At 72.2% G+C, this 23,929-nt stretch carries 16 protein-coding genes; 5 read left to right on the top strand and 11 right to left on the bottom strand.

Annotation, left to right across the window (positions count from 1 at the left end; translation table 11 throughout):
- Positions 1 to 60: 60 nt before the first annotated feature.
- The 8 genes from ABD335_RS12820 to ABD335_RS12785 all read right to left on the bottom strand — a co-directional run bounded on the left by ABD335_RS12820 (position 61) and on the right by ABD335_RS12785 (position 15,245).
- The gene (locus ABD335_RS12820) at positions 61 to 2,853 is read right to left on the bottom strand and encodes a glycosyl hydrolase (RefSeq protein ID WP_344322402.1); all 2,793 of its coding nucleotides are present in this window, start codon (positions 2,851 to 2,853) and stop codon (positions 61 to 63) included.
- A 190-nt stretch (positions 2,854 to 3,043) separates the two neighbouring features.
- Positions 3,044 to 3,943 (bottom strand): arginase family protein, encoded by a 900-nt coding sequence (locus tag ABD335_RS12815; RefSeq protein WP_344322401.1) that lies wholly within the window; start codon positions 3,941 to 3,943, stop codon positions 3,044 to 3,046.
- Between the two features lie 711 nt (positions 3,944 to 4,654).
- On the bottom strand, positions 4,655 to 6,715 hold the full coding sequence (locus ABD335_RS12810) for an NACHT domain-containing protein (protein ID WP_344322400.1): 2,061 nt from the start codon (positions 6,713 to 6,715) through the stop codon (positions 4,655 to 4,657).
- Positions 6,716 to 7,479: 764 nt separating this feature from the next.
- The gene (ppdK, locus tag ABD335_RS12805; RefSeq protein ID WP_344322399.1) at positions 7,480 to 10,218 is read right to left on the bottom strand and encodes a pyruvate, phosphate dikinase; all 2,739 of its coding nucleotides are present in this window, start codon (positions 10,216 to 10,218) and stop codon (positions 7,480 to 7,482) included.
- 504 nt (positions 10,219 to 10,722) lie between these two features.
- Entirely contained in the window at positions 10,723 to 11,940 is a 1,218-nt protein-coding gene (locus tag ABD335_RS12800; protein ID WP_344322398.1) for an ROK family transcriptional regulator, read from the bottom strand.
- Between the two features lie 37 nt (positions 11,941 to 11,977).
- A complete protein-coding gene (locus ABD335_RS12795; protein ID WP_344323010.1) occupies positions 11,978 to 12,829 on the bottom strand; it encodes a carbohydrate ABC transporter permease in 852 nt (283 codons plus the stop codon).
- A 14-nt stretch (positions 12,830 to 12,843) separates the two neighbouring features.
- Positions 12,844 to 13,821 (bottom strand): carbohydrate ABC transporter permease, encoded by a 978-nt coding sequence (locus ABD335_RS12790; RefSeq protein ID WP_344322397.1) that lies wholly within the window; start codon positions 13,819 to 13,821, stop codon positions 12,844 to 12,846.
- 62 nt (positions 13,822 to 13,883) lie between these two features.
- Complete coding sequence (locus ABD335_RS12785) at positions 13,884 to 15,245, bottom strand: ABC transporter substrate-binding protein (RefSeq protein WP_425583621.1); 1,362 nt, start codon at positions 15,243 to 15,245, stop codon at positions 13,884 to 13,886.
- Between the two features lie 366 nt (positions 15,246 to 15,611).
- Here ABD335_RS12785 and ABD335_RS12780 point away from each other — a divergent pair, with 366 nt between their 5' ends.
- A complete protein-coding gene (locus tag ABD335_RS12780) occupies positions 15,612 to 17,162 on the top strand; it encodes an MGH1-like glycoside hydrolase domain-containing protein (RefSeq protein ID WP_344322396.1) in 1,551 nt (516 codons plus the stop codon).
- 24 nt (positions 17,163 to 17,186) lie between these two features.
- Here ABD335_RS12780 and dusB read toward each other — a convergent pair whose 3' ends face one another.
- From dusB to ABD335_RS12765, 3 genes are all read right to left on the bottom strand, one after another.
- Entirely contained in the window at positions 17,187 to 18,317 is a 1,131-nt protein-coding gene (dusB, locus tag ABD335_RS12775; RefSeq protein ID WP_344322395.1) for a tRNA dihydrouridine synthase DusB, read from the bottom strand.
- Positions 18,318 to 18,440: 123 nt separating this feature from the next.
- The gene (locus ABD335_RS12770; protein ID WP_344322394.1) at positions 18,441 to 18,743 is read right to left on the bottom strand and encodes a hypothetical protein; all 303 of its coding nucleotides are present in this window, start codon (positions 18,741 to 18,743) and stop codon (positions 18,441 to 18,443) included.
- Positions 18,744 to 19,021: 278 nt separating this feature from the next.
- Positions 19,022 to 20,401, bottom strand: a complete 1,380-nt coding sequence (locus ABD335_RS12765) for a glycine--tRNA ligase (RefSeq protein ID WP_344322393.1) — start codon at positions 20,399 to 20,401, stop codon at positions 19,022 to 19,024.
- Positions 20,402 to 20,574: 173 nt separating this feature from the next.
- Here ABD335_RS12765 and ABD335_RS12760 point away from each other — a divergent pair, with 173 nt between their 5' ends.
- The 4 genes from ABD335_RS12760 (at position 20,575) to ABD335_RS12745 (ending at position 23,889) form a co-directional block, all read left to right on the top strand.
- A complete protein-coding gene (locus ABD335_RS12760) occupies positions 20,575 to 21,600 on the top strand; it encodes a metal ABC transporter substrate-binding protein (RefSeq protein WP_344322392.1) in 1,026 nt (341 codons plus the stop codon).
- 74 nt (positions 21,601 to 21,674) lie between these two features.
- Positions 21,675 to 22,436, top strand: a complete 762-nt coding sequence (locus ABD335_RS12755) for a metal ABC transporter ATP-binding protein (RefSeq protein ID WP_344322391.1) — start codon at positions 21,675 to 21,677, stop codon at positions 22,434 to 22,436.
- Entirely contained in the window at positions 22,433 to 23,320 is an 888-nt protein-coding gene (locus ABD335_RS12750; RefSeq protein ID WP_344322390.1) for a metal ABC transporter permease, read from the top strand. Before ABD335_RS12755 ends, ABD335_RS12750 begins: the two co-directional genes overlap by 4 nt.
- Before the next feature lie 143 nt (positions 23,321 to 23,463).
- Positions 23,464 to 23,889: a Fur family transcriptional regulator gene (locus ABD335_RS12745; RefSeq protein ID WP_344323005.1), complete on the top strand. Its 426-nt coding sequence runs from the start codon at positions 23,464 to 23,466 to the stop codon at positions 23,887 to 23,889.
- The last annotated feature ends 40 nt before the right edge of the window (positions 23,890 to 23,929 follow it).

Below are 23,929 nucleotides of genomic sequence, written 5' to 3'. Positions count from 1 at the left end.
CCCCCGGGGCTCCGGGAGGCCGCCCGGATTCCGCGGCCTCCCGGAGCCGACGGGGGTCGGTCACCCGAAGGGGATGGTGAGCACCGAGCCGGAGTCCACCTGGAGCTTCGACGGGCCGTTGCCGATCGCGCTCCACACCTCCACCCGGACCGTTCCGCCCCTGAGGTCGCCCAGGCTGCCCGAGGCCGACTTCAGTCCGGCGCGGGAGGCGGCGTACTCCTCCCAGCCGTTCACCGGGTCGGTGGCGAAGTAGCGGTAGGTCTCCACCCGGTCGAAGGTGCCGTCGCCGGTCAGGTCGTAGGACACCCGGGCCTGCTGGCCGAGGCCGACCGTCGTCCCCGCGTCCACCTTCAGGCGGAAGTCGGTGGTGCCGCCCGCCTCGTGGGTGCCGTTGACGTTCCTGATCTCGTAGGCCAGCGGCCGGTACGGGGTGCCGTCGTGGTTGACGCCGTCGGCGGAGGCGATGGTGTCGGTGGCCGGGGAGCCGGCCTCGGTGGTGCTCAGCGTCCCGCCGGAGCGCAGGTGGAGGGTGTCGCCCGTGGCCGGCGGGTCGCCGGGGTCGCCCGGGTCGGCCGTGCCGGTGCCCGTGGCCGTGGAGCGGGCCGGGACGGTGAGCTTGCCGCCGTCGGAGAACGTCACCGTCTTCGCCGTGTCGGAGAAGTTGTGGGCGGCGTAGGTGCGGGTGCCGTTCTTGGTGAAGACCGCGGCGGTCGGACTGTCGGCGGTGACGGAGGGGTCGGGCGCCCCGAGCGCGTCCAGGGTGGCGATCCAGTGGTAGGTGTGGGCCTTGCTCTCGCCCGCCTCCGGACCGTAGTTCCCACCCTGCGCGTCCCAGGCGGCCTTGGCCTTCGCGGGGTCGGCCAGGGCCTGGAACTCCCAGAGCACGTCGCGCCATTCGACGGCCGGACCGCCGTTGTTCCGCTCCATCTCGGCGATGCTCCGCCGGATGGCGTCCTTCTCACGGGCCAGGTGGAGGGAGCCGCCGGTCACCGGCAGGACGTTGATGCCGTGGATCTCCTCGGGGTTGGCGGTCCACCAGGTGGAGTAGGCGCCGCCGCTGCTCCACACCATGCCGACGACGTCGTGGGCGAAGTCGCCGGGGTAGACGGCCTGGTCGGCGTCGAACCAGTACTGGGCGATGGCCTCGGACTCGGTGGTCAGCAGGTAGACGCCCAGGTCGCGCAGGGAGGTGTCACCGGTGGCCGAGCCCCACAGGACCAGGCCCGCGCTGAGGTTGATCGACTCCGAGGACGACTCCTGGTTGTTGCCCGCGGCGAAGCCCGCGTGGCCGGCGGCCCAGCTGTGCCCGGCGTAGACGTCGAAGCCGCGCAGGAACGGGAAGAGCTCGTCGGTGCGGCTGGGGTTGGCGGCGTCCCTGACGAGCGTCTTGACCATGCCGCCCCAGGCGGAGTCCGCGGCCCAGGCCCGGTCGTACTGGGCGACGACGGCCGCGGCCATCACGTAGTACGAGTAGTGGAAGTGGTGGTCGTTGAGTTCCTTGTCGCTGCCGTAGGAGGCGGGGTAGCCGATCAGCGTCCGCCAGTCGCGGTCGTAGGAGAACTCCGAGGCGCCGCCGACGGTGAACCACTCCTGGAGCCGGCCCTTGATCAGGCCGAGCAGCTTGTCGCGGACGGCCGTCTCGCCGATCTGGTCGGCGATGGGCACGAGCTGGGCGAGCCTGCCGAGCTGCTTGCCCGTCCAGTAGGTGTCCGTGGCCCCCTGGAACGGGTCGGCGGCGTTCGCCACCTCGTTGAGGTACCCCGTGATCCTGGTCTTGTCCACGCCGGACGCCCGGGGCAGGGCGGGCAGGACTCCGGGGACCTTCTGCGAGGTGGTGAAGGAGGTGCCCTCGCGGACCTTCATCGTTCCGCGCGGCGAGGGGTAGGTCCAGGACGTCAGCGCGTCGGAGGTGTGCAGCCACTGGTGGCGGTAGAGCGCCTGGAGGGTGCCGGTCTGGCTGCCCTCCTTGGCGGTCGTGGTCAGGGCGTAGGTGGCCTTCACCCGGCCGGCGGCCTGGTCGTACTGCCAGCTCACCTTGGAGCCGGTGACGAAGCTGAAGGCGTACTTGCGGTAGGTGGCCAGCGCGTCGGTGCTCGGCAGGACGGCCAGGGAGAAGTAGTCCTTGCCGCCCAGGTTCGCGCGGATGTCGTTGCCCGAGACGGTCCAGTCGCTGCCGGTGGGGGCGAACAGCGCGTAGTGCCGGCCGCCGATGGTGACGCCCAGGACGTTGCCGTCGTCGGCGAAGACGTTCGGGGCGCTCGCGGTGGAGATCTGCGCCGCGCCGCCGCTGCCCTGCGCGTACACGTACGGCAGTCCGTGCCCGATGGTGGTGCGCAGGGTGCGGGTGCCGTCGGACCAGTAGGGGGTGACGGTCCAGTCGCTCCAGGAGTCGGCCTTGGCGTCGGGCGAGTTCAGGCCCTGCAGGCCGAGGGTCAGGTCGCGCTTGTGCGCGAACTCGTACTGGCGGCCCTCGCCCACGATCGCGTGCGAGGTGGGGTGGCCGACCTCCAGCCCGCCGGCGACGGCCCGGTAGGTCAGGGGGTGCCCGTACATGTTCTCGGAGTACGGGTTGTCGGGGTAGCGCTGGAAGACCAGGGACGACCACCAGTCGTTGGTGGGCACCGGCTTGCCCGCGGCGGCGGAGGTGACCTTCGGCTTGACGGGGGCGCCGGCGTTGTTCTGGGGCCCCGCGGCGCCGGCGGGGCGGGTGTCGCTGTAGCCGCCCTGTCCGACGGGGACGGTGGCGGCGCCGGCGCTGCCGGCTCCGACGACGCCGAGGCAGGTGGCGGCGACGGCCGTGGCGACCACGGCCGACAGCGCGACGGGACGTCTGGGACGTCTACGGAATCTCACGAACGGCTCCTCGTGGGGGATGAGGGGGGTGAGGGGGGGTGAGAGCGCTCTCAGATTCCGGCAACGTAAATTTCAGATAAATAACCGTCAAGCTTTTTGACAGAAACGATCTCGAACAGCCTTGACCCGTTCAAGAGTTGACGCCTTATTGTCCCTTTCGTCGGTTCCGCGCACCGGGGCGGACTCCGGCTCACCCCCTGTCCCCGGTCCGCGCCGACAGCCCTCGGCGCAGGCACTCGGCGAGGCGGACCGCGATCCCTCCCGTGGGGTCGAGACGGGGGTTGAAGATCGTGACGTCGAGGCCGACGGCCCGTTCGTCGGCCAGCGCCGTCCGCAGCACGCTCTCCAGCTCCGCCCAGGTCAGCCCGCCGGGCAGGCGGTAGTCGACGGCGGGCATGACCGCGTCGTCCAGGACGTCGACGTCGAGGTGGACCCAGTACCCCGCGCGGGCGCCGCCGGCGAGTCGGCCGACCGCCCGGCGCGCTGCCGCGGCGGCGCCGGCCGCGCGCACACCGTCGAGGTCGATCGCGTGCAGCCGCGGCGGCAGAGGCTGCATCCCGGCCTCGGCGGACTCGGCGGAGTCGCGGAAGCCGAAGGCGACGACGTCCTCGTCCCGGAGCAGGGGGCCGCGGCCTTCGAGATCGGCGAGCAGCCGAGGACCGCGGCCCGTGGCCAGGGCCAGTTCCATCGAGGCCGCCTCGCCGGTCGGCTCCGCCGACGGCTGGTAGAAGTCGGTGTGGCCGTCGAGGAACAGCAGGCCGTGGTGTCGTCCGCGGCGGCGCAGGGCGAGGAGGACGCCGAGCAGGATGCTGCAGTCGCCGCCGAGGACCACGGGAAAGCGGCCGGCGTCGAGAACGCCGCCGACCGCGTCGGCCAGTCGGACGGAGTACCGCGCGATGCCGACGGGGTTGAGGACCCCGGTGTCGGCGTCCCGCTCCGGGTCGTACGCCGGGGCTTCGACCCGATCGGCCCGCACCACCCCGGGATGGGCCGACAGACCGGCGTCGAGTAGAGCCCCCGGCAGGTCCTGGACGCCGGACGGCCGCAGCCCGAGCACGGACGGTGCCTCGATGATCGCCGGTTCCCGCACGTCCCGACTCCTTCGCCTGCCGGGCGGCACCCGGCCCGGCGTCCCTGCCGGCGCCACCCGGTCGGGTGCCGCCGCCACCGGCCCACGGTGCCGCGGAACGGACACCGCGCCGAGTCACCTCGGACACGCGCGTCAATCCCACCGCGAAGCCTGTGCCGGACCCCCTTCTCGCGGACGGAGCCGGGTCCCCGCCGTCGCGGCCACCGGTTCCCGACCTGCCCGGCCCCGTGGCACGGCGGCGATCGGCCGGGGGCAAGTGCCCCCGGTGCGGCCGGGCCCGCTCCAGGCTCAGCGCCCTGGAGCACCGGCGCGATGTCGCCGTACGCGCCGGGCGCGAAGAAGACCGGCAGGCGTGACCGGCGAGCAACGACACGAGGGGTGGGCAACATGGCCGCCACGGCAGGACGGATCACGGTGGACGCCACCGTGGGCGGTGTGCCGCTCGACACGGCGGGCCCCGGCGGTCAACGGCTCGTCGTCACGAACACCAACGCAACGGCCACCGACACGGCGGTCCTCGGTCCGTCGTCCGGGGTGGCGGCCGGTACCGGGTACGCGCTCGACGTGAGCACGCCGCTGCGGCGCCGCCGGGACGCGGTGAGGCCGCGCAGGACCGCCACCTGGCATTCGGGGAGATTTTGCAGTCGGACGCCGTGGTGGAGGCCTCCGACTACACGATGCAGGCGAATGGCCGCCGAGCTGGTCCCGGCCTCACGTGGCAGGCGGCCAGGGCTGCTGGGCGAGGTGGCGTTGCAGGTCGATGTGTCGGAACTGGTACACCGGCCCGACCTGCCGCAACACGCCGCGTTGGTGTGCGTCCTGAAGGAAAGCCATGAGGTGCCACGGGAGTCGGTGCCGCACCACCAGGTACAGCTTGGCTGTACCCCAACCCGTCCACGCTGTCTGCGGGAGCCCGCCCATGAGCCCGAGTGCGAGCCCGAACGGGAACACGGCCATGTCCCCGGTCGCGAACCCGACCGCGAGCCCGAGTCCGCTTCCGAGCAAGAGTCCGAGCACGAGCCCGCCCGTGAGGTAGATCCGGCGGTCTTGGGCGAGCAGCGCCGCAGGCCCCACTGTGGTGGTCAGATCAGGCTCCTCCGTTGTGAGCCCGGCCATGAAACCGCCCACGAACCCGATCGCAAGCCAGAACGCGAGCCCGATCGTGAGCCCGCTCACAAACCCGACTGTGATCCCGACGAGGAGCCCGACGAAGAGCCCAAACACGAGTCCGAGTCTGAGCACGGCTGCGGACGTGGAAGGCGACCAGCGCAGTCGTACGCTCGGAGCGTTTGCGTCGCTCCCTCTGAGCCCGAACACGAGCCCGATCAGGAGCCCGGACATGAGCCCGATCAGGAACTCGGATACGAGCCCGCCCAGGAACGCGACCAGGAGCCCGAGCACGAGCCCGACCATGAGGCGACGAATGGGGGTGGGGGTGGCGTGGTGGAGTTCCCACCAGGCCAGGTCAGCGGTTCCGCCGCGGTCGAGCTCCAAGTGCCGGGCAAGAAAGGTCAGGGTGCGACGTGCTTGGGCGACCGACCAGCGAGGCAAGCTGGGACCGCGGGGGGTGTACGCCGCCGGGATGAAGGCGTTGAACAGGTGCCGGTCCACGGTGGCGCGGTCGGGGAAGACAGTCGTGTCACACAGTTCGTCCGGATGCGGAACCGGTGCCGAGGGCGGGACAACCTGGGGGCGGGGGTTGTAGATGGTGCGAGCCAGGAACAGCCCGAGCGGGGTGCCAAGAGCCTGCCCGACCGGGGTGTCGGTGCCCAGGTGGGCGGTGACGGCGTCCCACCGCCGGGCGGCAGGCGTGTGCGATCCGCCCGCGTCCCGGCGCAGGTAGTCGGCCGCCTGCTCCTGGGTGACGGGAAGCAGGTGGATGCCCGCGGCGCCGTTGAGCCGCACCACGGCGTCCGAGCGGGCCACCGCGGCCCGGTACTCGGCGGATCGGGCCGCCAGGACCAGGGGCTGCTTCGCGGGCAGGGCGCGGTTGATCGCATCGAGCGCGACGGCGTGCAGGGCCGGGGGCAGCTCGTCGAAACCGTCCAGCAGCGGCAGGATCAGCCGGGCGTCCAGCAGTTCCCGGGCCAGGTCGTGGGCTTCGGGCCGGGAGGTGACGGCCGAGGCCGGGGCAGAGGCCGGGTTGTGCAGGCCCGGATGGGCACGCCGCAACTGGTCGGCCATCCACTCTTGCAGCCGCTGCTGATTGGGGTTCCAGGAAGCCAGGGAGAACAGCACCGGCACCGGCCCGCCCGCAGGGCGCCGTGCGATGAGGTCCTGGAGCAGGTGGATGAGCAGCACGCTCTTGCCCGCGCCCGGCTCGCCCAGCACGACCAGACGACGGGTGGGCACGCGCTCGCTGAACACCTCGCCGATCCGGGCGTCACTGTCCGCCAATCCATCGGCGTCTGCGGGCCACCGAGCCGGGTCGTTTGGGGGTCCGCCCGGCCAGGTGCGGGCGAGGTCGGTCAGCAGTTCCCAGGACTCCACCAGATCCGGGTCGGCGGCCCGCCAGGCGACCGGCAGCGGGTAGGGATCGTTGACCCGGCGGACCTCGGCCTCGGCTTCCCACTGTGTGCGCACCGCGTCCGCCAGCCGGTCGGTCACCGCCGTCAGGTCCACGGCGGCGGCCTCGACGCGATCGTGCTTGAACGCCTTCCAGGCGATGTAGAGCGGCCCTGCGGCGAGCAGTGCCGTGGCCGCCGTCTCGGCCACCTTCGAATCGAAGCGCCAGGCCAGGAGCAAGGCTCCGGCCGTCGTCAGCCCGACCAACAGCAGCGACCGTACGCCCACACGCTTCAGTACCTGACTCTGTCCCCCATGTCTCACAGCAGGTCATCCTGCCTCGCCTCGCCTCGGCCGGGGAGCCGTTCACGCCAAGGAAGCGTTTCCGCTGGTGGCCGCCCAACTCGACTTGGCCACCGGAGCGTTGTCACATGGTCGCTCTACGCCGGCCGGTGGGAGGGATCGACCGGGGGGACGCCCCGACGTGGCTGGGTGCCGTCTTCGCCGCCCCGGCCGCAGCGGCGGCGGCGTGGACGCTCAAGAGCCGGCGAGACCGGATCGCGGAGCAGCGGGACTTCCTTGCCGAGCAGGCGGCCACGCCGGCTCTGGGACGGGTGGAGCTACGAGCTGTGGCCGAAGACCGGAAGTGGTCCCAGGCCCGCCGAGCGCGGAGAACAACTCGTCCAGCGCGTCGGCAAGCCGGGCGAGATCTCCGGGAGCGGGGTTCTCGATCTCGTTGGCGAGCCAGCCGGGCCGGTTCCTCAGGGGCACCGGGTCATCGCCTCTCGTGTGGCGACCAGGGCACTCTCAGGGCACATGCGGGCGGACATCACTGCGAAACGGCGAGATGCGGTGAGAAGCGTCTGCGCTGGTCAGAGGCGAACCCAACGCATCCGCGCGGGTCATGGCGGAAGGGGCGGCGCCTCCGCACAGGCGCCGCCCCCTCCTTCGAGCCCCGGAGCCGTCCTCCGCCGGTGAGGGTGGGACGTGACGGCGGTCGGCTCCGGTGTCAGGTGGTATCGGGTGACGGGTCAGCGGCTGTCGCTGCCCCCGCCGCTCTCCATCGCCGCCGCGCGGCCGGCCTCCAGGCGGGCGACCGGGATGCGGAACGGGGAGCAGGAGACGTAGTCCAGGCCGACCTCGTGGAAGAAGTGGACCGACTCCGGATCGCCGCCGTGCTCGCCGCAGACGCCGAGCTTGATGTCCGGGCGGGTGGCCCGGCCGGCCTCGGCGGCGGTGCGCACCAGCGCGCCGACGCCCTCCTTGTCGATGGTCTCGAAGGGGGAGACGCCGAAGATGCCCTTCTCCAGGTAGGTCGTGAAGAAGCTCGCCTCCACGTCGTCCCGGCTGAAGCCCCAGGTGGTCTGGGTGAGGTCGTTGGTGCCGAAGGAGAAGAAGTCGGCGCACTCGGCGATCTGCCCGGCCGTCACCGCGGCGCGCGGCAGCTCGATCATGGTGCCGATGGCGAGCTCCAGCTCCACGCCGCGGGCCCGCTCGATCTCCGCGACGACCTTCTCGGCCTCCTCGCGGACGCACTCCAGCTCCTGGACGGTGCCCACCAGCGGAATCATGATCTCCACGCGCGGGTCCCCGCCGGCCGCCCTGCGGTCGGCCGCGGCCTCCGCGATGGCCCGCACCTGCATGGTGAACAGGCCCGGGACGACCAGGCCGAGGCGTACGCCGCGCAGGCCCAGCATGGGGTTCTGCTCGTGCAGCCGGCGGACGGCCTGGAGCAGGCGCAGGTCGTTCTCGTCGCGCTCGCCGCGGGCGTCGGCGAGCGCGACGCGCACCGACAGCTCGGTGAGGTCCGGCAGGAACTCGTGGAGCGGCGGGTCCAGCAGCCGCACCGTGACCGGCAGGCCGTCCATGGCCTCGAACAACTCGACGAAGTCGCCCTTCTGGAACGGCAGCAGCGCGTCCAGCGCCGCCTCGCGCTCGTCGTCGGTCTCGGCCAGGATCAGGCGCTCGACCAGTTCGCGCCGCTCGCCGAGGAACATGTGCTCGGTACGGCACAGGCCGATGCCCTGGGCGCCGAAGCGGCGCGCGCGGGCGGCGTCCTCGGCGTTGTCGGCGTTGGCCCGCACCGCGAGGCGGCGGATCCGGTCGGCGTGGGTCATGATCCGGTCCACGGCCCTGACCAGCTCGTCGGCGTCCTCGTCCGCCCGGATGCGGCCCTCGAAGTACTCCACGACCGGGGACGGCACGACGGGGACCTCGCCGCGGTAGACCTTGCCGGTGGAGCCGTCGATGGAGATGACGTCGCCCTCGGAGATGACCACGCCGCCCGGCGCGGTCAGCCGGCGCCGCTTGGTGTCCACCTCCAGCTCCTCGGCGCCGCACACGCAGGTCTTGCCCATGCCGCGGGCGACGACGGCGGCGTGCGAGGTCTTGCCGCCGCGGCTGGTGAGGATGCCCTCGGCGGCGATCATGCCGTCGAGGTCGTCGGGGTTGGTCTCGCGGCGCACCAGGATGACCTTCTCGCCCTCCTGGGCCCGCTTGACGGCGGTGGCGGAGTCGAAGACGGCCCGGCCGACGGCGGCTCCGGGCGAGGCGGCGATGCCCTTGCCGATCCGCTCGGCCCCTCCGTCGCCGATCATGTTCTCGTCGAAGCGCGGGAACATCAGTTGGGCGAGCTGGGCGCCGTTGACGCGGCGGAGCGCCTCGGCGTCGTCGATCAGGCCCTGGTCGGCGAGCTGGGTGGCGATCCGGAAGGCCGCGGCGGCCGTGCGCTTGCCGACGCGGGTCTGGAGCATCCACAGCTTGCCGCGCTCGATGGTGAACTCGATGTCGCACAGATCCCTGTAGTGGTTCTCCAGGGTCTCCATGATCTCCATGAGCTGGTCGTACGAGGTCTTGTCGATCCTCTCCAGCTCGGAGAGCGGCACGGTGTTGCGGATGCCGGCGACGACGTCCTCGCCCTGGGCGTTGGCGAGGTAGTCGCCGTAGACGCCCTGCTGGCCGCTGGCCGGGTCGCGGGTGAAGGCGACGCCGGTGCCGGAGTCGGGGCCGAGGTTGCCGAAGACCATCGAGCAGACGTTGACGGCCGTGCCCAGGTCGTGGGGTATGCGCTCCTGGCGGCGGTAGAGACGGGCCCGCTCGCCGTTCCAGGAGTCGAAGACCGCGCGGATGGCGAGGTCCATCTGCTCGCGCGGGTCCTGCGGGAACTCGCGTCCGGCCTCCTTGGCGACGATGCCCTTGAAGCGCTCGACGAGCTTCTCCAGGTCGTCGGCGTCCAGGTCGACGTCGGTGGCCACGCCCTTGGCGCGCTTGGCCTCCTCCAGGGCCTCCTCGAACAGGTCGCCGTCGACGCCCAGCACGGTCTTGCCGAACATCTGGACGAGGCGGCGGTAGGAGTCCCAGGCGAAACGTTCATCCCCGGCCTGGGCGGCGAGTCCGGCGACCGAGGCGTCGGACAGGCCGATGTTGAGGACGGTGTCCATCATCCCGGGCATGGAGAACTTGGCGCCGGACCGCACGGACACGAGGAGGGGGTTGTCCGCCTGGCCGAGCTTCTTGCCCATCTTCCGCTCCAAGGCGTCGAGGTGCGCACTCACCTCGTCGCGGAGCGCCGGGGGCTCGGCACCGGATTCGAGATAGACCTTGCACGCCTCGGTGGTGATGGTGAACCCGGGAGGGACCGGGAGGCCGAGGTTGGTCATCTCGGCGAGGTTGGCCCCTTTGCCGCCGAGGAGGTCCTTGAGGTCCTTGTTGCCCTCGGTGAAGTCGTAGACGAACTTCGTGGTTACGTGAGGCTCTTCGTTTTCCGGCACGAGAATCGCGCTCCTCGCTGGATCCCCCCGGACGGGTCCGGGGGAGGCTGCCCTGACGGCGGGGAGAGTACCCAGATCGAAGGCTTTGGAGTACGGCCATCGTTAGGCCATGAGGGTGTAACCGCCCATCAGTTGAAGGATCTAAAGCAAAGGCTTGTTCAAGGGCCGAAAACAGGCGAGTTCATCGCTCGAAGTCCCTCCGCGCAGACAGTGAACGGAGAGCGCTCCCTCATCACTTCGAGTGATTTTTGTCGTCACTTCTTGAAGACGCAAGGGGTGGCACTCAGTGCCACCCCTTGGAGAAATGCAGGACGGTTTTAGCCGCTCATATGAGCGGGAGTCATATCAAAGTGGCGAGGATCACGCCCTTGACATCCACTTCGTCTCAATCATTGGACACATACGCGCCCCCTGCCGCTCAAACGAGCGCACCACGGGCGCCCGCCGAATCGACGTGTCCCACCCCGTCCGCCGGCCCGTGCCACGGGGTGCCACGGGCGCGCGTCACAGGCCCATGGCGGCCAGACGGGCGTCGGCCCGGTCGGGGGAGTACAGGTGCTCCACGACCATGGCGCCGGCCCCGATCAGGCCCGCGCGGTCCCCGAGCCGGGAGGTGACCACGGTCAGATGGGCGGTGCTGCGGGGCATGGCCCGCTGGTAGAGCAGTTCGCGGACGCCGGTGACGAACGGGGCCCCGGCCAGGTCGCCCGCGACCACCAGCACTCCGGGGTTGAGCACCGTGACGACCGTGACCAGCACCTCCCCCACCCTGCGGCCCGCCTCCCGGGCCAGCCGGACGGCCTCGGGCCGGCCCGCGGCGAGCAGGTCGCGCACCCCGGTGCCGGGGGCGACCGGCACCCCGGCGGCGGAGAGCCGCTCGGCCAGCGCCCGGCCGCCGGCGACCGCCGCCAGGCAGCCGTACGACCCGCACACGCACAGGGCGTCCGTCCGGTCGTGGAGCCGGATGTGCCCGATGTCCCCGGCGCCGCCGTCGATGCCGCGGTACACCCGGCCGTCCACCACCAGTCCGGCGCCGATGCCGGTGGAGACCTTGACCAGCAGGAACGCGCCGCAGTCGGGGTAGTGGACGCGCTGCTCGGCGTACGCCATGAGGTTGGCGTCGTTGTCGACCAGGACGACGGGGGTCCCGTCCTCCCCCGTCCCGGCGTCCCTCAGGACGTGCTCGCGGTAGGCCCGTCGCATCCGCTCGGGGATCGGATGGCGGTCCCAGCCCGGCATGATCGGCGGCTGGACCACCTGCCCCGACTCCCACTCCACCGGCCCGGGCACCGACAGGCCGATGCCGCAGACGTCCCCGGGCGCGGCCCCGGCCCGCTCCAGCAGCGGCGGGAACCAGCGCGCCAGCCGGTCGATCACCTCGTCGGGGCCGTCCTCGACGTTCAGGGACCCGGTGTGCTCGGCCAGCACCCGGCCCCTCAGGTCCAGCGCGGCGGCCCGGCCGTACCGGGTCTCCAGGTCCACGGCGAGGACCACGGCGTGCGTGCCGTCGAACTCCAGCCGTCCCGCGGGGCGTCCGCCGCCCCCGCCGACGGGGACGGTGGCGCCCTCGCGGATCCAGCCCGCCCGGAAGAGCCGGTCGAGCCGGTTGCCGACGGTGGAGCGGGACAGTCCGGTGACGCGCTGGAGCTCGCCGCGGGTGGTCGCCTCCCCGCTGCGGATGAGGTGCAGCAGGTGTCCCGCGCTCGACTGGTTTCCGATCATGCCGCCATCTTCGCCGCTCGCGCGGGACGCTCGCCCCTCAGCCCTTGTCCGCGCCGGCGGTCAGCCCTTCCGCCAGCAGCCGCTCCGCGGCGAAGAACAGCAGCACCACCGGCACGGTGAGCACGACCGAACCGGCCATCAGCACCGTCTTGGAGACCTCGATGCCGCCCGCGAGCTGCTGGAGCCCCAGGGAGACCGTCCACTTCTCCGGCTTCGCGACGAGGAAGAGCAGCGCGAACAGGAACTCGTTCCAGGCGATCATGAAGATGTACAGGCCCGTGGCCATCAGGGAGGGCACCGAGAGCGGCAGCACCACCTTGCGGACCGTCTGCAGCCGGGTGCAGCCGTCGAGCGCCGCCGCCTCCTCGACGCTGCGGGGGACGGTGGCGAAGTAGTTCCGCATCATGTAGATCGACACGGGCACGGTCTGCGCGATGTAGACGATCGCGAGCCCGGTCAGACTGCCCTGGAGCCCCATCCTGGCGAACAGCACGAACAGCGGCACGGCCAACAGGGTGGCGGGGAAGAGGTAGACGGCCAGGAAGAGCGCGCCGACGTGCCGGCCGCCGAAGAACCTCAGCCGGCCGACGGCGTACGCGCCGGGGACCGCCGCGAGCAGGGTGAGCGCGACGGTGCCGAGGGAGACCACGGCGGAGTTGGCCAGCATCCGCACGAACCCCTGGCCGCCCTCGGAGGTGGGCCGCAGCACCTCCCGGTAGGTGGCGGTGGTGAGCTCGCGCGCGCTCACCCACAGGTTTCCGGGGGCGAGCAGCAGCGCGTCGATCGACTTCACCGACAGCAGCAGCATGTAGCAGAAGGGCGCGACGGTGATCAGCGCGAGGAAGGCGATCACCACCCGGCGCAGGACCGCGAAGGCCCTCTCCTCCATCCGAGCGCGACTCGTCACGCCTCCTCCCGCGCCCTGCCCGCGAAGAACCGGAAGTACAGGCCCAACAGGGCCACCAGGACCAGGGCCAGCACGAGCGCCTGGGCCGCCGCCGCGCCCACGTCGTAGCGGGCGGTGAGGAAGTCGTAGACCCGCACCGCGACGACGTCGGTGCCCGCACCGCCGCCGGTCAGCAGGTAGACGTCGTCGAACTTGTTGAACGTCATGATGAAGCGCAGCACGCACAGCAGCGCGATCACCGGCATCAACTGCGGCAGCAGGACGTACCGGAAGCGCTGGGAGACGGTGGCGCCGTCCACCGTGGCGGCCTCCTCCAGGGTGGCGGGCACGGCCTGGAGCCGGGCCAGCAGGAAGAGGAAGGCGAACGGGAAGTAGCGCCAGGTCTCGAAGGCGATGACGGTCAGCAGGGCGAGAGGGATCTCGAAGTCCAGACCCAGGAGGGAGACTTCGTGGTCGCGCGTGGAGAGGAAGGCCGGCGCCTGGTCCCAGCCGAGGAACCGCCGGCCCCACTCGCCCACGACGCCGTACTGCGGGCTGAGGGCCACCTGCCAGACGAAGGCCACGGCGACGACCGGCGCGACGTACGGCAGGAGCATCGCGGCGCGCAGCGGGCCGCGACCGCGGAACGGCCTGCGCAGCGCGAGGGCGGCGACCAGTCCCAGCAGGATCGACCCGGCGGTGCCTCCCACCGCGTAGACCAGGGTGGTGACCAGGCTGGTCCAGAAGCCGGGCGAGCCGAAGACGCCGGCGAAGTTCTCCAGGGTCCAGTCGCCGAGCAGGCCCATGCCCTGGATGTCGACGAGCCGGGCGTCCTGGAACGCCAGCAGCACGGTCCAGGCGATGGGCAGGACGACCACCACCAGGACCACCAGGAGGGTGGGGGCGACGAAGGCCAGTCCCGCGCGGTTCTCCCGTTGGGCGGCGGTGAGGGGGCGGTCGCGGCGCCGGACGGCGCGGCTCTCCGTTGTCGTCATGGGCTTGTGCACCTCGGGCGTGTGGGGGGGCGGGGGCCGTCGGAGTGGGGCGGAGCGCGGGACTAGCGCAGGGAGTCCCGCAGGGCGGAGACCTCCTCGTCGGCGTCGCGCGCGGCCTCGTCGGGGGAGAGCTGCCCGCTGGTCATGGCGCCGATGGCCTTGGGCACGGGCAGTTCGCCGCCCGTGGCGCCGACGAGGGGACCCTGGCCCTGGGTGATGCCCCAGCGCCGCATCTCGGTCACGCCGTCGGCGAGTCGGTCGAGGAGTTCGGGCGGGTACACCCGGTCCATGGGCTCGCGCCGGTCCACGCCCAGGGAGCTGGAGCGCCAGGCGCGGAGGAACCCCCCGGGGTCGTCGGGGGTTCCGGTGCGCACCGGGATCTTGCCCTCGGGGGCCATGCCGAACCAGTCCTCGTAGCCCTCGCCCATCATGTACTCGACGAAGGTCCGGGACGCCCTCGTCTCGGCGGTCCTGGTGACGGCCCAGGAGGTGACCTCGCCGAACTGGGTGGGCCCGGTGCCGTCCGGCCCCTCCAGGGTGGTGACGATCCCGCTGTTCTCCGCCAGGAAGCCGCGGTCGTCGGCGCACTCCGGGCAGCTCGGCAGGGCGTCCTCGCGCAGCCCGGCCAACTCGTCGAGGACGAAGGAGGACCAGACCAGCACCGAGGAGGAGCCGGAGAAGTAGGTGGCGCGGGTGGAGTCGACGGTCTGGGTGCCGGGGGCCCCGTGCTCGCGGGCGAGGGCGTCGTACACGGCGAAGGTCCGGCGGCAGGCCGGTGTGTCCAACGTCACGTCCCCGTTCGCGCGCACCATCTCGCAGTCGTTGGCCAGGGCGAGGTCCTCGAAGCTCTGCTGGGTGGCGACGTCTCCGGGGTCGGTGGCCAGGGACACCCCGACGCGCCCGTCGCCGTCCAGTTCCTCCGCGGCGCGCAGCAGGTTCCGGTAGGTGTCCGGGGCGGGCAGGCCCGCCTGGCGGAAGCGGTCCGCGCGGTAGACCACCAGTTGCAGCCAGGCGTCGGAGGGCACCGCCAGCCGGCGGTCGCCGTCGCCGGTCAGGTGCAGCGCGTCGGGGGTGAAGGTGTCGGTGCCCAGCGCGCGGACGACGTCGCCGGCGACGTCGGTGTCCAGCAGGTCGTTGGCGTACATCTGCCAGACCTGGCCGAGGGTCACCGCGCCGATGACGTCGGGCAGATCGCCCGCCGCGGCGGCCGACATGACCATCTGGGGAAGCTGGTTCTCGGCGACGCCGACCAGTTCGACCTCGATGCCGGTCTCCTCCTCGAACCGGGCGACGATCTCCTCGGTGGCGGCCATGCGCGGCGGGAGGTTCTCCAGGGACCACACCGTGATCCTGTCGTCGGGTGTGACGTTCGTCTCACCCGAACAGCCGGGCAGCAGGCCGGCGCAGAGCACCACGGCCGACACCCATGCTCCGCATCGGAGTTGACGGGGGCGCACGTGCTCCCGCGCGCTCTTCCTCGGCCTCCCGACTCTCCCTGTGTCAGGTTTCACAACCCCATTTCTGCCTTTCCATAAGACAAAACCCTAGGCTTACGTAGACGTAATCCAGACGTAACATCCAGATTCCGGAGTTCTCGTGGAGCGCGTCGCACAGTCCATCGACCCTCCCCAACCCGCTGCCGTCCCGGGGGACGTCCCCCGGCCCTCGACCGGATACCCGCGGTTCCGCCTTCCGCGTCCGACCGTTCCCTCCACCGGCGCACACGTGCCGGTCGGCGGCACCGGCCCCGCGCGGGCCGTCGTGTCCACCGGTCACCGGGCGGCGGTGCGATGAACCCGTCTCCGCCCGTTCGGCCGTACATCCCCGCCCAGCGCTCCACGGCCGACGTCACCGCGAGCGCGCTGCGCCACGCCGCGCGGCGGGTGCTGCTGCGCAACTGGGTGGGGAACTCGACCGTCCCCTCGCGCAGCCTGTACCCGCACCAGTGGAGCTGGGACTCGGCGTTCGTCGCGATCGGCCTGCGCCACGTGTCGCCGGAGCGCGCCCAGCGCGAGCTGGAGACGCTGCTGGCCGCCCAGTGGGGCGACGGACGCGTCCCGCACATCGTCTTCAACCCGGCCGTCCCGCTGGACGCCTACTTCCCCAGCCCCGACTTCTGGCGGTCCTCGACCGCCGGAGCCGCGGCCGGAGCGCCGGAGGGCGTCGAGACCTCGGGCATCGTGCAACCGCCCGTCCACGCCCTTGCCGCCTGGCTGGTGCACCGGGCCGACCCGGCGACCTCGCGGCGGCGCGGCTTCCTGCGCCGGCTGTACCCGAAGCTGGTCGCCTGGCACCGCTACCTCACCACCCACCGCGACCTGGGCGGACACGGCCTGGTGTCGGTCGTCCACCCGTGGGAGCCCGGCATGGACAACAGCCCCTGCTGGGACGAGCCGCTGGCGCGCGTCGAGCCGGCCCCGCCCGGCTCCTTCCGCCGCGCCGACCTCGACCACGGCTCCGCGGCGGACCGTCCGACCGACCTGGACTACGCCCGGTACGTGCGGTTGGCGGCCGACTACCGCGACCACGACTACCTGGACGCCGAGGCGCCGCACCGGTTCGCCGTCGAGGACCCCGGCGTCAACGCCCTGCTGATCGCCTCCGAGCACGCGCTCGCGGACATCGCCGACGAGATCGCGCCCGAGGTCGTCCCCGACCCCGTCTCCGAGGCCCGGGACGCGCTGTGCGCCGACGCCGACGCGCACCGCCGGCGGGCCCGCGAGCTGACCGCCGCGCTGGTGGAGCGGCTGTGGGACGCGGAGGCCGGACAGTTCCTCTGCCGCGACGTGCGGTCCGGGGAGCCGATCCGGGAGCGCGGTGTCGCCGGGCTGCTGCCGCTGATCGTGCCGGGCCTGCCGCGGGACGTCGTCCACGCGCTGCTGCGCACGGTCTGCGGCGAGCACTTCGGGCTGGGCGGCACCGTGCGGCTGGTGCCCAGCTACGACCTGCTCGGGCACGCCTTCGACCCGCGCCGCTACTGGCGCGGCCCCGCCTGGTTCAACGTCAACTGGCTGGTCGAGCGCGGCCTGCGGCAGCACGGGCAGACCGCGCGCGCCGACGCCCTGCGGGCCGCGGTGGTGACGGCCGCCGCCGCCTCGGACTTCGCCGAGTACGTCGACCCGCGCACCGGCGCCGGGTACGGCAGCCGGGAGTTCAGCTGGACGGCGGCGCTCGCCTTGGACCTGCTGAAGACCGCACCGGCCGCGGAGAGCGCACCGGCCGCGGAGCCCGCTCCGGAGCGGGCCGCCGCTCTCGCGGAACCCCGCGTCGAGGCGCGCGTCGAAGCGCGGGTCGAGGCCCGCGTCGGGGCCCCGGTGGGGAGCGGCGAAGCGGCCCGGTGAGCCCGGCCGCCCCCGGCGGCCGGATCAGCCGCCGGAGGTGTCCAGCTCGGCGTCCGCCGCGACGCCCGCGCAGTCGTTGGGGTCGTCCAGCCAGCCGTCGGGCAGGACGACCCGGTTGCGGCCGGAGGTGCGACCGCGCGGACCGTCGGCCCCCGCCGGCCAGGGCTGGTCCAGGTCCAGCTCGCCCAGCAGGTCCTCCAGCTCCGCCAGGGAGGAGGCGACGGCCAGCCTCCGGCGCATCTCGGAGCCGACCGAGAAGCCCTTGGTGTACCAGGCGACGTGCTTGCGGAAGTCGATCACGCCGCGCGCCTCGTCCTCCAGCCACTCCCCCAGCAGCCGGGCGTGCCGCAGCATCACCGCCGCGACCTCCCGCAGCGTCGGCCGGGCGCGCTCGTCGGAGCCGGAGCAGGCGTTGACCAGGTCGGAGAAGAGCCACGGCCGTCCCAGGCAGCCGCGTCCGACCACGACCCCGTCGCAGCCGGTCTCGCGCATCATCCGCACGGCGTCGTCGGCCGACCAGATGTCGCCGTTGCCCAGCACCGGGATCTCGGGGACGGCCTCCTTCAGCCGGGCGATGGCCTCCCAGTCGGCGGTGCCGCCGTAGTGCTGGGCGGCGGTGCGGCCGTGCAGGGCGATGGCGGTGACGCCCTCCTCCACCGCGATGCGCCCGGCGTCCAGGTAGGTGAGGTGGTCGTCGTCGATGCCCTTGCGCATCTTCATCGTCACCGGCAGCCCGCCCGCGCCCGCCACGGCCTCGCGCAGGATCGCCCGCAGCAGGGGCCGCTTGTAGGGCAGCGCGGAGCCGCCGCCCTTGCGGGTCACCTTGGGGACGGGGCAGCCGAAGTTGAGGTCGATGTGGTCGGCCAGGTCCTCGTCGGCGATCATGCGGACGGCCTTGCCGACGGTCGCCGGGTCCACGCCGTAGAGCTGGATGGAGCGCGGCTTCTCGCTCGCGTCGAAGCGGATGAGCCGCATGGTCTTCGCATCCCGCTCCACCAGCGCCCGGGTGGTGATCATCTCGCTGACGAACAGCCCCCTGCCGCCGCTGAACTCGCGGCACAGCGTCCGGAACGGCGCGTTGGTGATCCCGGCCATCGGCGCGAGGACCACCGGCGGCCGGACCGTGTGCGGGCCGATGGCGAGCTGCTGTGTCATGGGCGTGGGCATCCTCTGTCGCTTGGGGGTCGCTTCGGGGGGACGATCCTTCATTGTCCCCCATTCGCCGTCCCCCATCCGCTCCGGTGTCCGGACCGGCCCTCGGCCCCGCCGGCGGCGGGCTCAGTGCCCCAGGACGCCGGCGGTGAAGACCACGAGGAAGCCGGCCGCCCCGATCAGCCCCAGGATCCAGGGCGCGGGGCTCAGCCGCTGCCGTGTGCCGCCGCCGCGCGCCGCGCCGTGCTCGGCGAGGTGGTGGGCGGCCTCGGACCGGGCGAGGCCCCGGGCCGTCCCCCGGTGGTCGCAGGTGCCGCAGACGATCCGGGCGTCCTCCGTGCCGCGGCGGAAGGAGAGGGCTCGGACGATCCGCACCTCGTGAAGGCGCCCGTCCGTGCCGTAACCGCTGACCACGCTCGTCGTCGGCATCCGTGTCCCCCTTCCGACACCGTGGTGCGTCCCGACCGAGTCTGGCGCGGGGCGGGCCGGTGCGGCAGGGGTGATGGCAGCAGTGTCGGGGGCCGTCCGGCTGCCGGATCCCGGCAGGATGCGCGGTACGAAGCCCGGTGAACCGGCCGGTTTGCTTCCGTTTTCGGGCGGGCGTCTCCGGGCGCGGTGACCGCCGCGGGCCGCCGCGGGCCGCGGGTACGTCGAAGGTCCCGGACCCGCGGGCGGGTCCGGGACCTTCGGAGGGCGGACGGAGTCGCTCAGCAGCCCAGCAGGCGGCCGGCGAGGTAGGACTCGACCTGGTCGAGCGAGACCCGCTCCTGCTTCATCGAGTCGCGCTCGCGCACGGTCACCGCGTTGTCCTCGAGGGTGTCGAAGTCGACGGTGACGCAGTACGGCGTGCCGATCTCGTCCTGGCGGCGGTAGCGGCGGCCGATGGCGCCCGCGTCGTCGAACTCGATGTTCCAGTGCTTGCGCAGCGCGGCCGCCAGCTCCTTGGCCTTCGGCGAGAGCTGCGGGTTGCGGGACAGCGGCAGGACGGCCACCTTCACCGGCGCCAGGCGCGGGTCGAGGCGCATCACGACGCGCTTCTCCATCTTGCCCTTGGCGTTGGGCGCCTCGTCCTCGACGTAGGCGTCGAGCATGAACGCGAGCATCGTGCGGCCGACACCGGCGGCGGGCTCGATGACGTACGGCGTCCAGCGCTCGCCGGCCTCCTGGTCGAAGAACGACAGGTCCTGGCCGGACGCCTTGGAGTGCGCGGTGAGGTCGTAGTCGGTGCGGTTGGCCACGCCCTCCAGCTCACCCCACTCGCTGCCGCCGAACTGGAAGCGGTACTCGATGTCGGCGGTGCGCTTGGAGTAGTGGGAGAGCTTCTCCTTGGGGTGCTCGTACCACCGCATGTTCTCCTCGCGCAGGCCCAGGTCGGTGTACCAGTTCCAGCGCTGCTCCATCCAGTACTCGTGCCACTTCTCGTCCTCGCCCGGCTTGACGAAGAACTCCATCTCCATCTGCTCGAACTCGCGGGTCCGGAAGATGAAGTTGCCCGGAGTGATCTCGTTCCGGAAGGACTTGCCCATCTGCGCGATGCCGAACGGCGGCTTCTTGCGCGAGGTCTGCTGGACGGCGGCGAAGTTGGTGAAGATGCCCTGCGCGGTCTCGGGACGGAGGTAGGCGATCGAGGCGGAGTCCTGGGTGGGACCGAGGTGCGTGGCGAGCAGACCGGAGAACTGCTTGGGCTCGGTGAACTGGCCCTTGGTGCCGCAGTGCGGGCAGTTGACCTCCGCCAGGCCCGCCGGGGGACGCCCGTGCTTGGCCTCGTACGCCTCCTCCAGGTGATCGGCGCGGAACCGCTTGTGACACGAGGTGCACTCGGTCAGCGGGTCGGTGAAGGTGGCGACGTGACCGGACGCCACCCACACCTCGGGGGCGAGGATCACCGACGAGTCGATGCCGACCACGTCGTCGCGCGAGGTGACCATGGAGCGCCACCACTGGCGCTTGATGTTCTCCTTCAGCTCCACGCCCAGTGGACCGTAGTCCCAGGCGGCCCTCGTCCCTCCGTAGATCTCGCTGGAGGGGTAGACGAAGCCACGGCGCTTGCTGAGGCTGACGATGGTGTCGATCTTGTCGGCGGCCACGGTGCTCTCTTCAATGCAGACGACGGAACATCTCAGGTTACCGGCGAGACAGGGGGCCTGACCAAATCGGTCCGGGGAAGCTCGCACGGCACTCCACGGGAACCCGGGCGGATCAGGCGGAAACTCCCCATCTCATTTGACAATCATTTCCATCTCGGCTGAAAATGACTGTCATGAACGCTCGACGACGTCGCCCCCTCATACCCCGCCCCCGCGTCGCCTCCCGCACGGCTCTGGCCGGCGCGGCCGCCCTGGGCGTGCTCGGCCTGACCGCGTGCGGCACCGGTACGGGAGGCGGAAGCGGGGGTGAGGAGGTGAACGTCGTCGCCTCTTTCTATCCGATGCGGTTCATCGCCGAGGAGGTCGGTGGGAAGCACGTCACGGTCGACACCCTGACCAAGCCCGGCGTCGAGGCGCACGACCTGGAACTCAGCCCCCGGCAGATCGCCGAGCTGGGCGAGGCCGACCTCGTCGTCTACCTGAAGGGCTTCCAGCCCGCCGTGGACAAGGCCGTCGAGCAGTCCGGGGTGGAGCACGTCGCCGAGGCCGGCTCGTACACCGAACTGGAGGAGCGCGGCTCCGGACACGAGCACGAGCACGCCGGGGAGCACGAGGGCCACGACCACGGCGAGCACGCCGGGGAGCACGAGGGCCACGACCACGGCCACGGCGAGGACGCCGTCGACCCGCACGTCTGGCTCGACCCGGTGAAGTACGCCGAGATCGCCGAGGGCGTCGGCGAGGCCCTGGCCAAGGCCGATCCGGACCACGCCGCCGACTACCGCGAGAACGCCAAGGCCCTGGCCGCGAAGCTGGACGACCTCGACGCGGACTTCCGCGAGGGCCTGAAGAACCGCCGGACCGACACCTTCATCACCACCCACTCCGCCTTCGGCTACCTCGCCGAGCGCTACGGCCTCCACGAGGAGGCCATCGCCGGCCTCGACCCCGAGTCCGAGCCCAGCGGCGCCCGGATGAAGGAGCTGCACGAGATCGCCGAGGAGGACGAGGTGAACACCGTCTTCTTCGAGACCGCCGCCAGCGACCGGACGGCCAGGACCTTCGCCGACGACCTGGGCCTGCGCACCGACGTCCTCGACCCGATCGAGGGCATCGGCGAGAACTCCCGCGGCGACGACTACCTCCAGGTGATGCGCGCCAACCTCCAGGCCCTGCGGAAGGCGCTCGGCGCCGAGTGAACCGAACGGACCGAACGGAACGGACCGACCGGACGGGCCGAGCGAGCCCACCGAGCCCACCGAGGAGGCCACCCATGGCAGACGAGCAGACCACGGCGGCACCGGCGCTCTCCCTGCGGGGCGTGACCGCCTCCCTCGGAGCGCGTCAGGTGCTGCGCGGGATCGACCTGACCGTGGCGCGCGGCGAGGTCGTCGCCCTGCTGGGCGCGAACGGCTCGGGGAAGTCGACGACGGTGCGGACCGTCGTCGGCCAGGTGCAGCCCACGGGCGGCGAGCTGGAGCTGTTCGGCACCCCGCTGCGGCGCTTCCGCGACTGGCGGCGCGTGGGCTACGTGCCGCAGCGCTCGACCGCCGCCGCGGGCGTGCCCGCGACCGTGCGCGAGGTGGTCTCCGCCGGGCGGCTGGCCCGCAGGCGGTTCGGACCGCTCGGCCGCGCGGACCGGGAGGCGGTGCGCCGCGCCCTGGAGCTGGTCGGGCTCGCCGACCGGGCCCGGGACTCGGTGAACGCGCTCTCCGGCGGCCAGCACCAGCGCGTGCTGATCGCCCGCGCGCTGGCCGGCGGGCCCGAACTGCTGGTCATGGACGAACCGCTGGCCGGGGTGGACCTGGTCAGCCAGCGCGTCCTGGCCGACGCGCTGCGCGAGCAGACCGCGCGGGGCACCTCCGTCCTGCTGGTGCTGCACGAGCTGGGCCCGCTGGCCCCGCTGATCGACCGCACCGTCGTCCTCCACGACGGCCGGGTCGAGCGCGTGGACGGCACCACCCACCTCCACGACCAGGCGTGCCACCCGCACCCCGACCCCTCCGCCCCCGCCCGGACCGGACTGCTGACATGATCGAACTGCTGAACTACCCCTTCATGCAGCGCGCCCTGCTGGCGGCGCTGCTGGTCGGCGTCGCCGCTCCGGCCGTCGGCATCTACCTCGTGCAGCGCCGCCAGGCGATCATGGGCGACGGCATCGGGCACGTGGCGATGACCGGTGTGGCGCTCGGCTTCCTGCTGAGCACCAACCCGGTGTGGACGGCCGTGCTGGTCTCCGCCCTCGGCGCGATCGCGATGGAGCTGATCCGCTGGTACGGCGTGGGGCGTGGCGACATCGCCCTGGCGCTGCTGTTCTACGGCGGCATGGCCGGCGGCGTCATGATCATCAACCTGTCGCCGGGCGGCTCCAACGCCGATCTCATGACGTACCTCTTCGGCTCCATCACCACCGTCTCGCCCGAGGACGTCACGGCGATCGTGGCGCTGTCCGCGTTCGCGCTGGCGGTCTGCCTGGGGCTGCGGCGGCAGCTGTTCGCCGTCTGCCAGGACGAGGAGTTCGCCCGGGTCACCGGGCTGCCGGTGCGGGCGCTCAACCTGCTGCTGGCCGTCACCGCGGCCGTCACCGTGACCGTGGCGATGCGGGTGGTGGGCCTGCTGCTGGTGAGCGCCCTGATGGTGCTGCCCGTCGTCGCCGCCCAGCAGGTCACGCGCGGCTTCGTGACGACGCTGGCGCTGTCGGTGGTCGCCGGCGTGCTGGTGGCCCTCTCCGGCACCGCCATGTCCTTCTACGCGGACGTGCCGCCCGGCGCGAGCATCGTGCTGCTGGCCATCGCGCTGTTCGCGCTCCTGGCGGTGGTGACACCCCTGGTGGCGCGGGTACGCAGCCGGGTGGGAACCCGGCATGAGGAACACCACAGGGCCCAGGAGACGCCCGAGGGCGCTACGGTCGTGCGGTGAGGCGACCACGGTCGTCGGCGGCGGCACGGACGGAGACACACCGGTGGACGCACCGGTAAGGAGCGCTCCCCGACCGCGCCCACCACACCCTGGCACAATGGCCGATCAGCTACGCGAGGTAGCGCCGACATGAGGAGGCAATGGTGGCGACCGCAGGTCCCCCCGTACGCGGCCGGTCGACCCGGCAGCGCGCCGCTGTGGCGGCGGCTCTCAGCGAGGTCGACGAGTTCCGCAGCGCTCAGGAGCTGCACGACATGCTCAAGCACCGAGGCGACTCGGTGGGTCTGACCACGGTCTACCGCACCCTCCAGTCGCTGGCCGACGCGGGCGAGGTGGACGTGCTGCGCACCGACGACGGCGAGGCCGTCTACCGCCGGTGCAGCAGCGAGGACCACCATCACCACCTGGTGTGCCGCCACTGCGGCAGGGCCGTGGAGGTGGAGGGGCCCGCCGTGGAGAGGTGGGCGGACTCCATCGCCGAGGAGCACGGCTTCGTCGACGTGGCCCACACCATCGAGATCTTCGGCACCTGCGGCGAGTGCGCCGCCGCCGGACGCTCCGGAAGCTGACGGCCCGCGCCGCCGCTCGCGCCGCGGCCTCCGCACGCAC

The organism is Streptomyces macrosporus (assembly GCF_039533145.1).
GTDB classification, from domain to species: domain Bacteria; phylum Actinomycetota; class Actinomycetes; order Streptomycetales; family Streptomycetaceae; genus Streptomyces; species Streptomyces macrosporus.
This window is presented reverse-complemented; position numbering and strand designations above follow the sequence as displayed.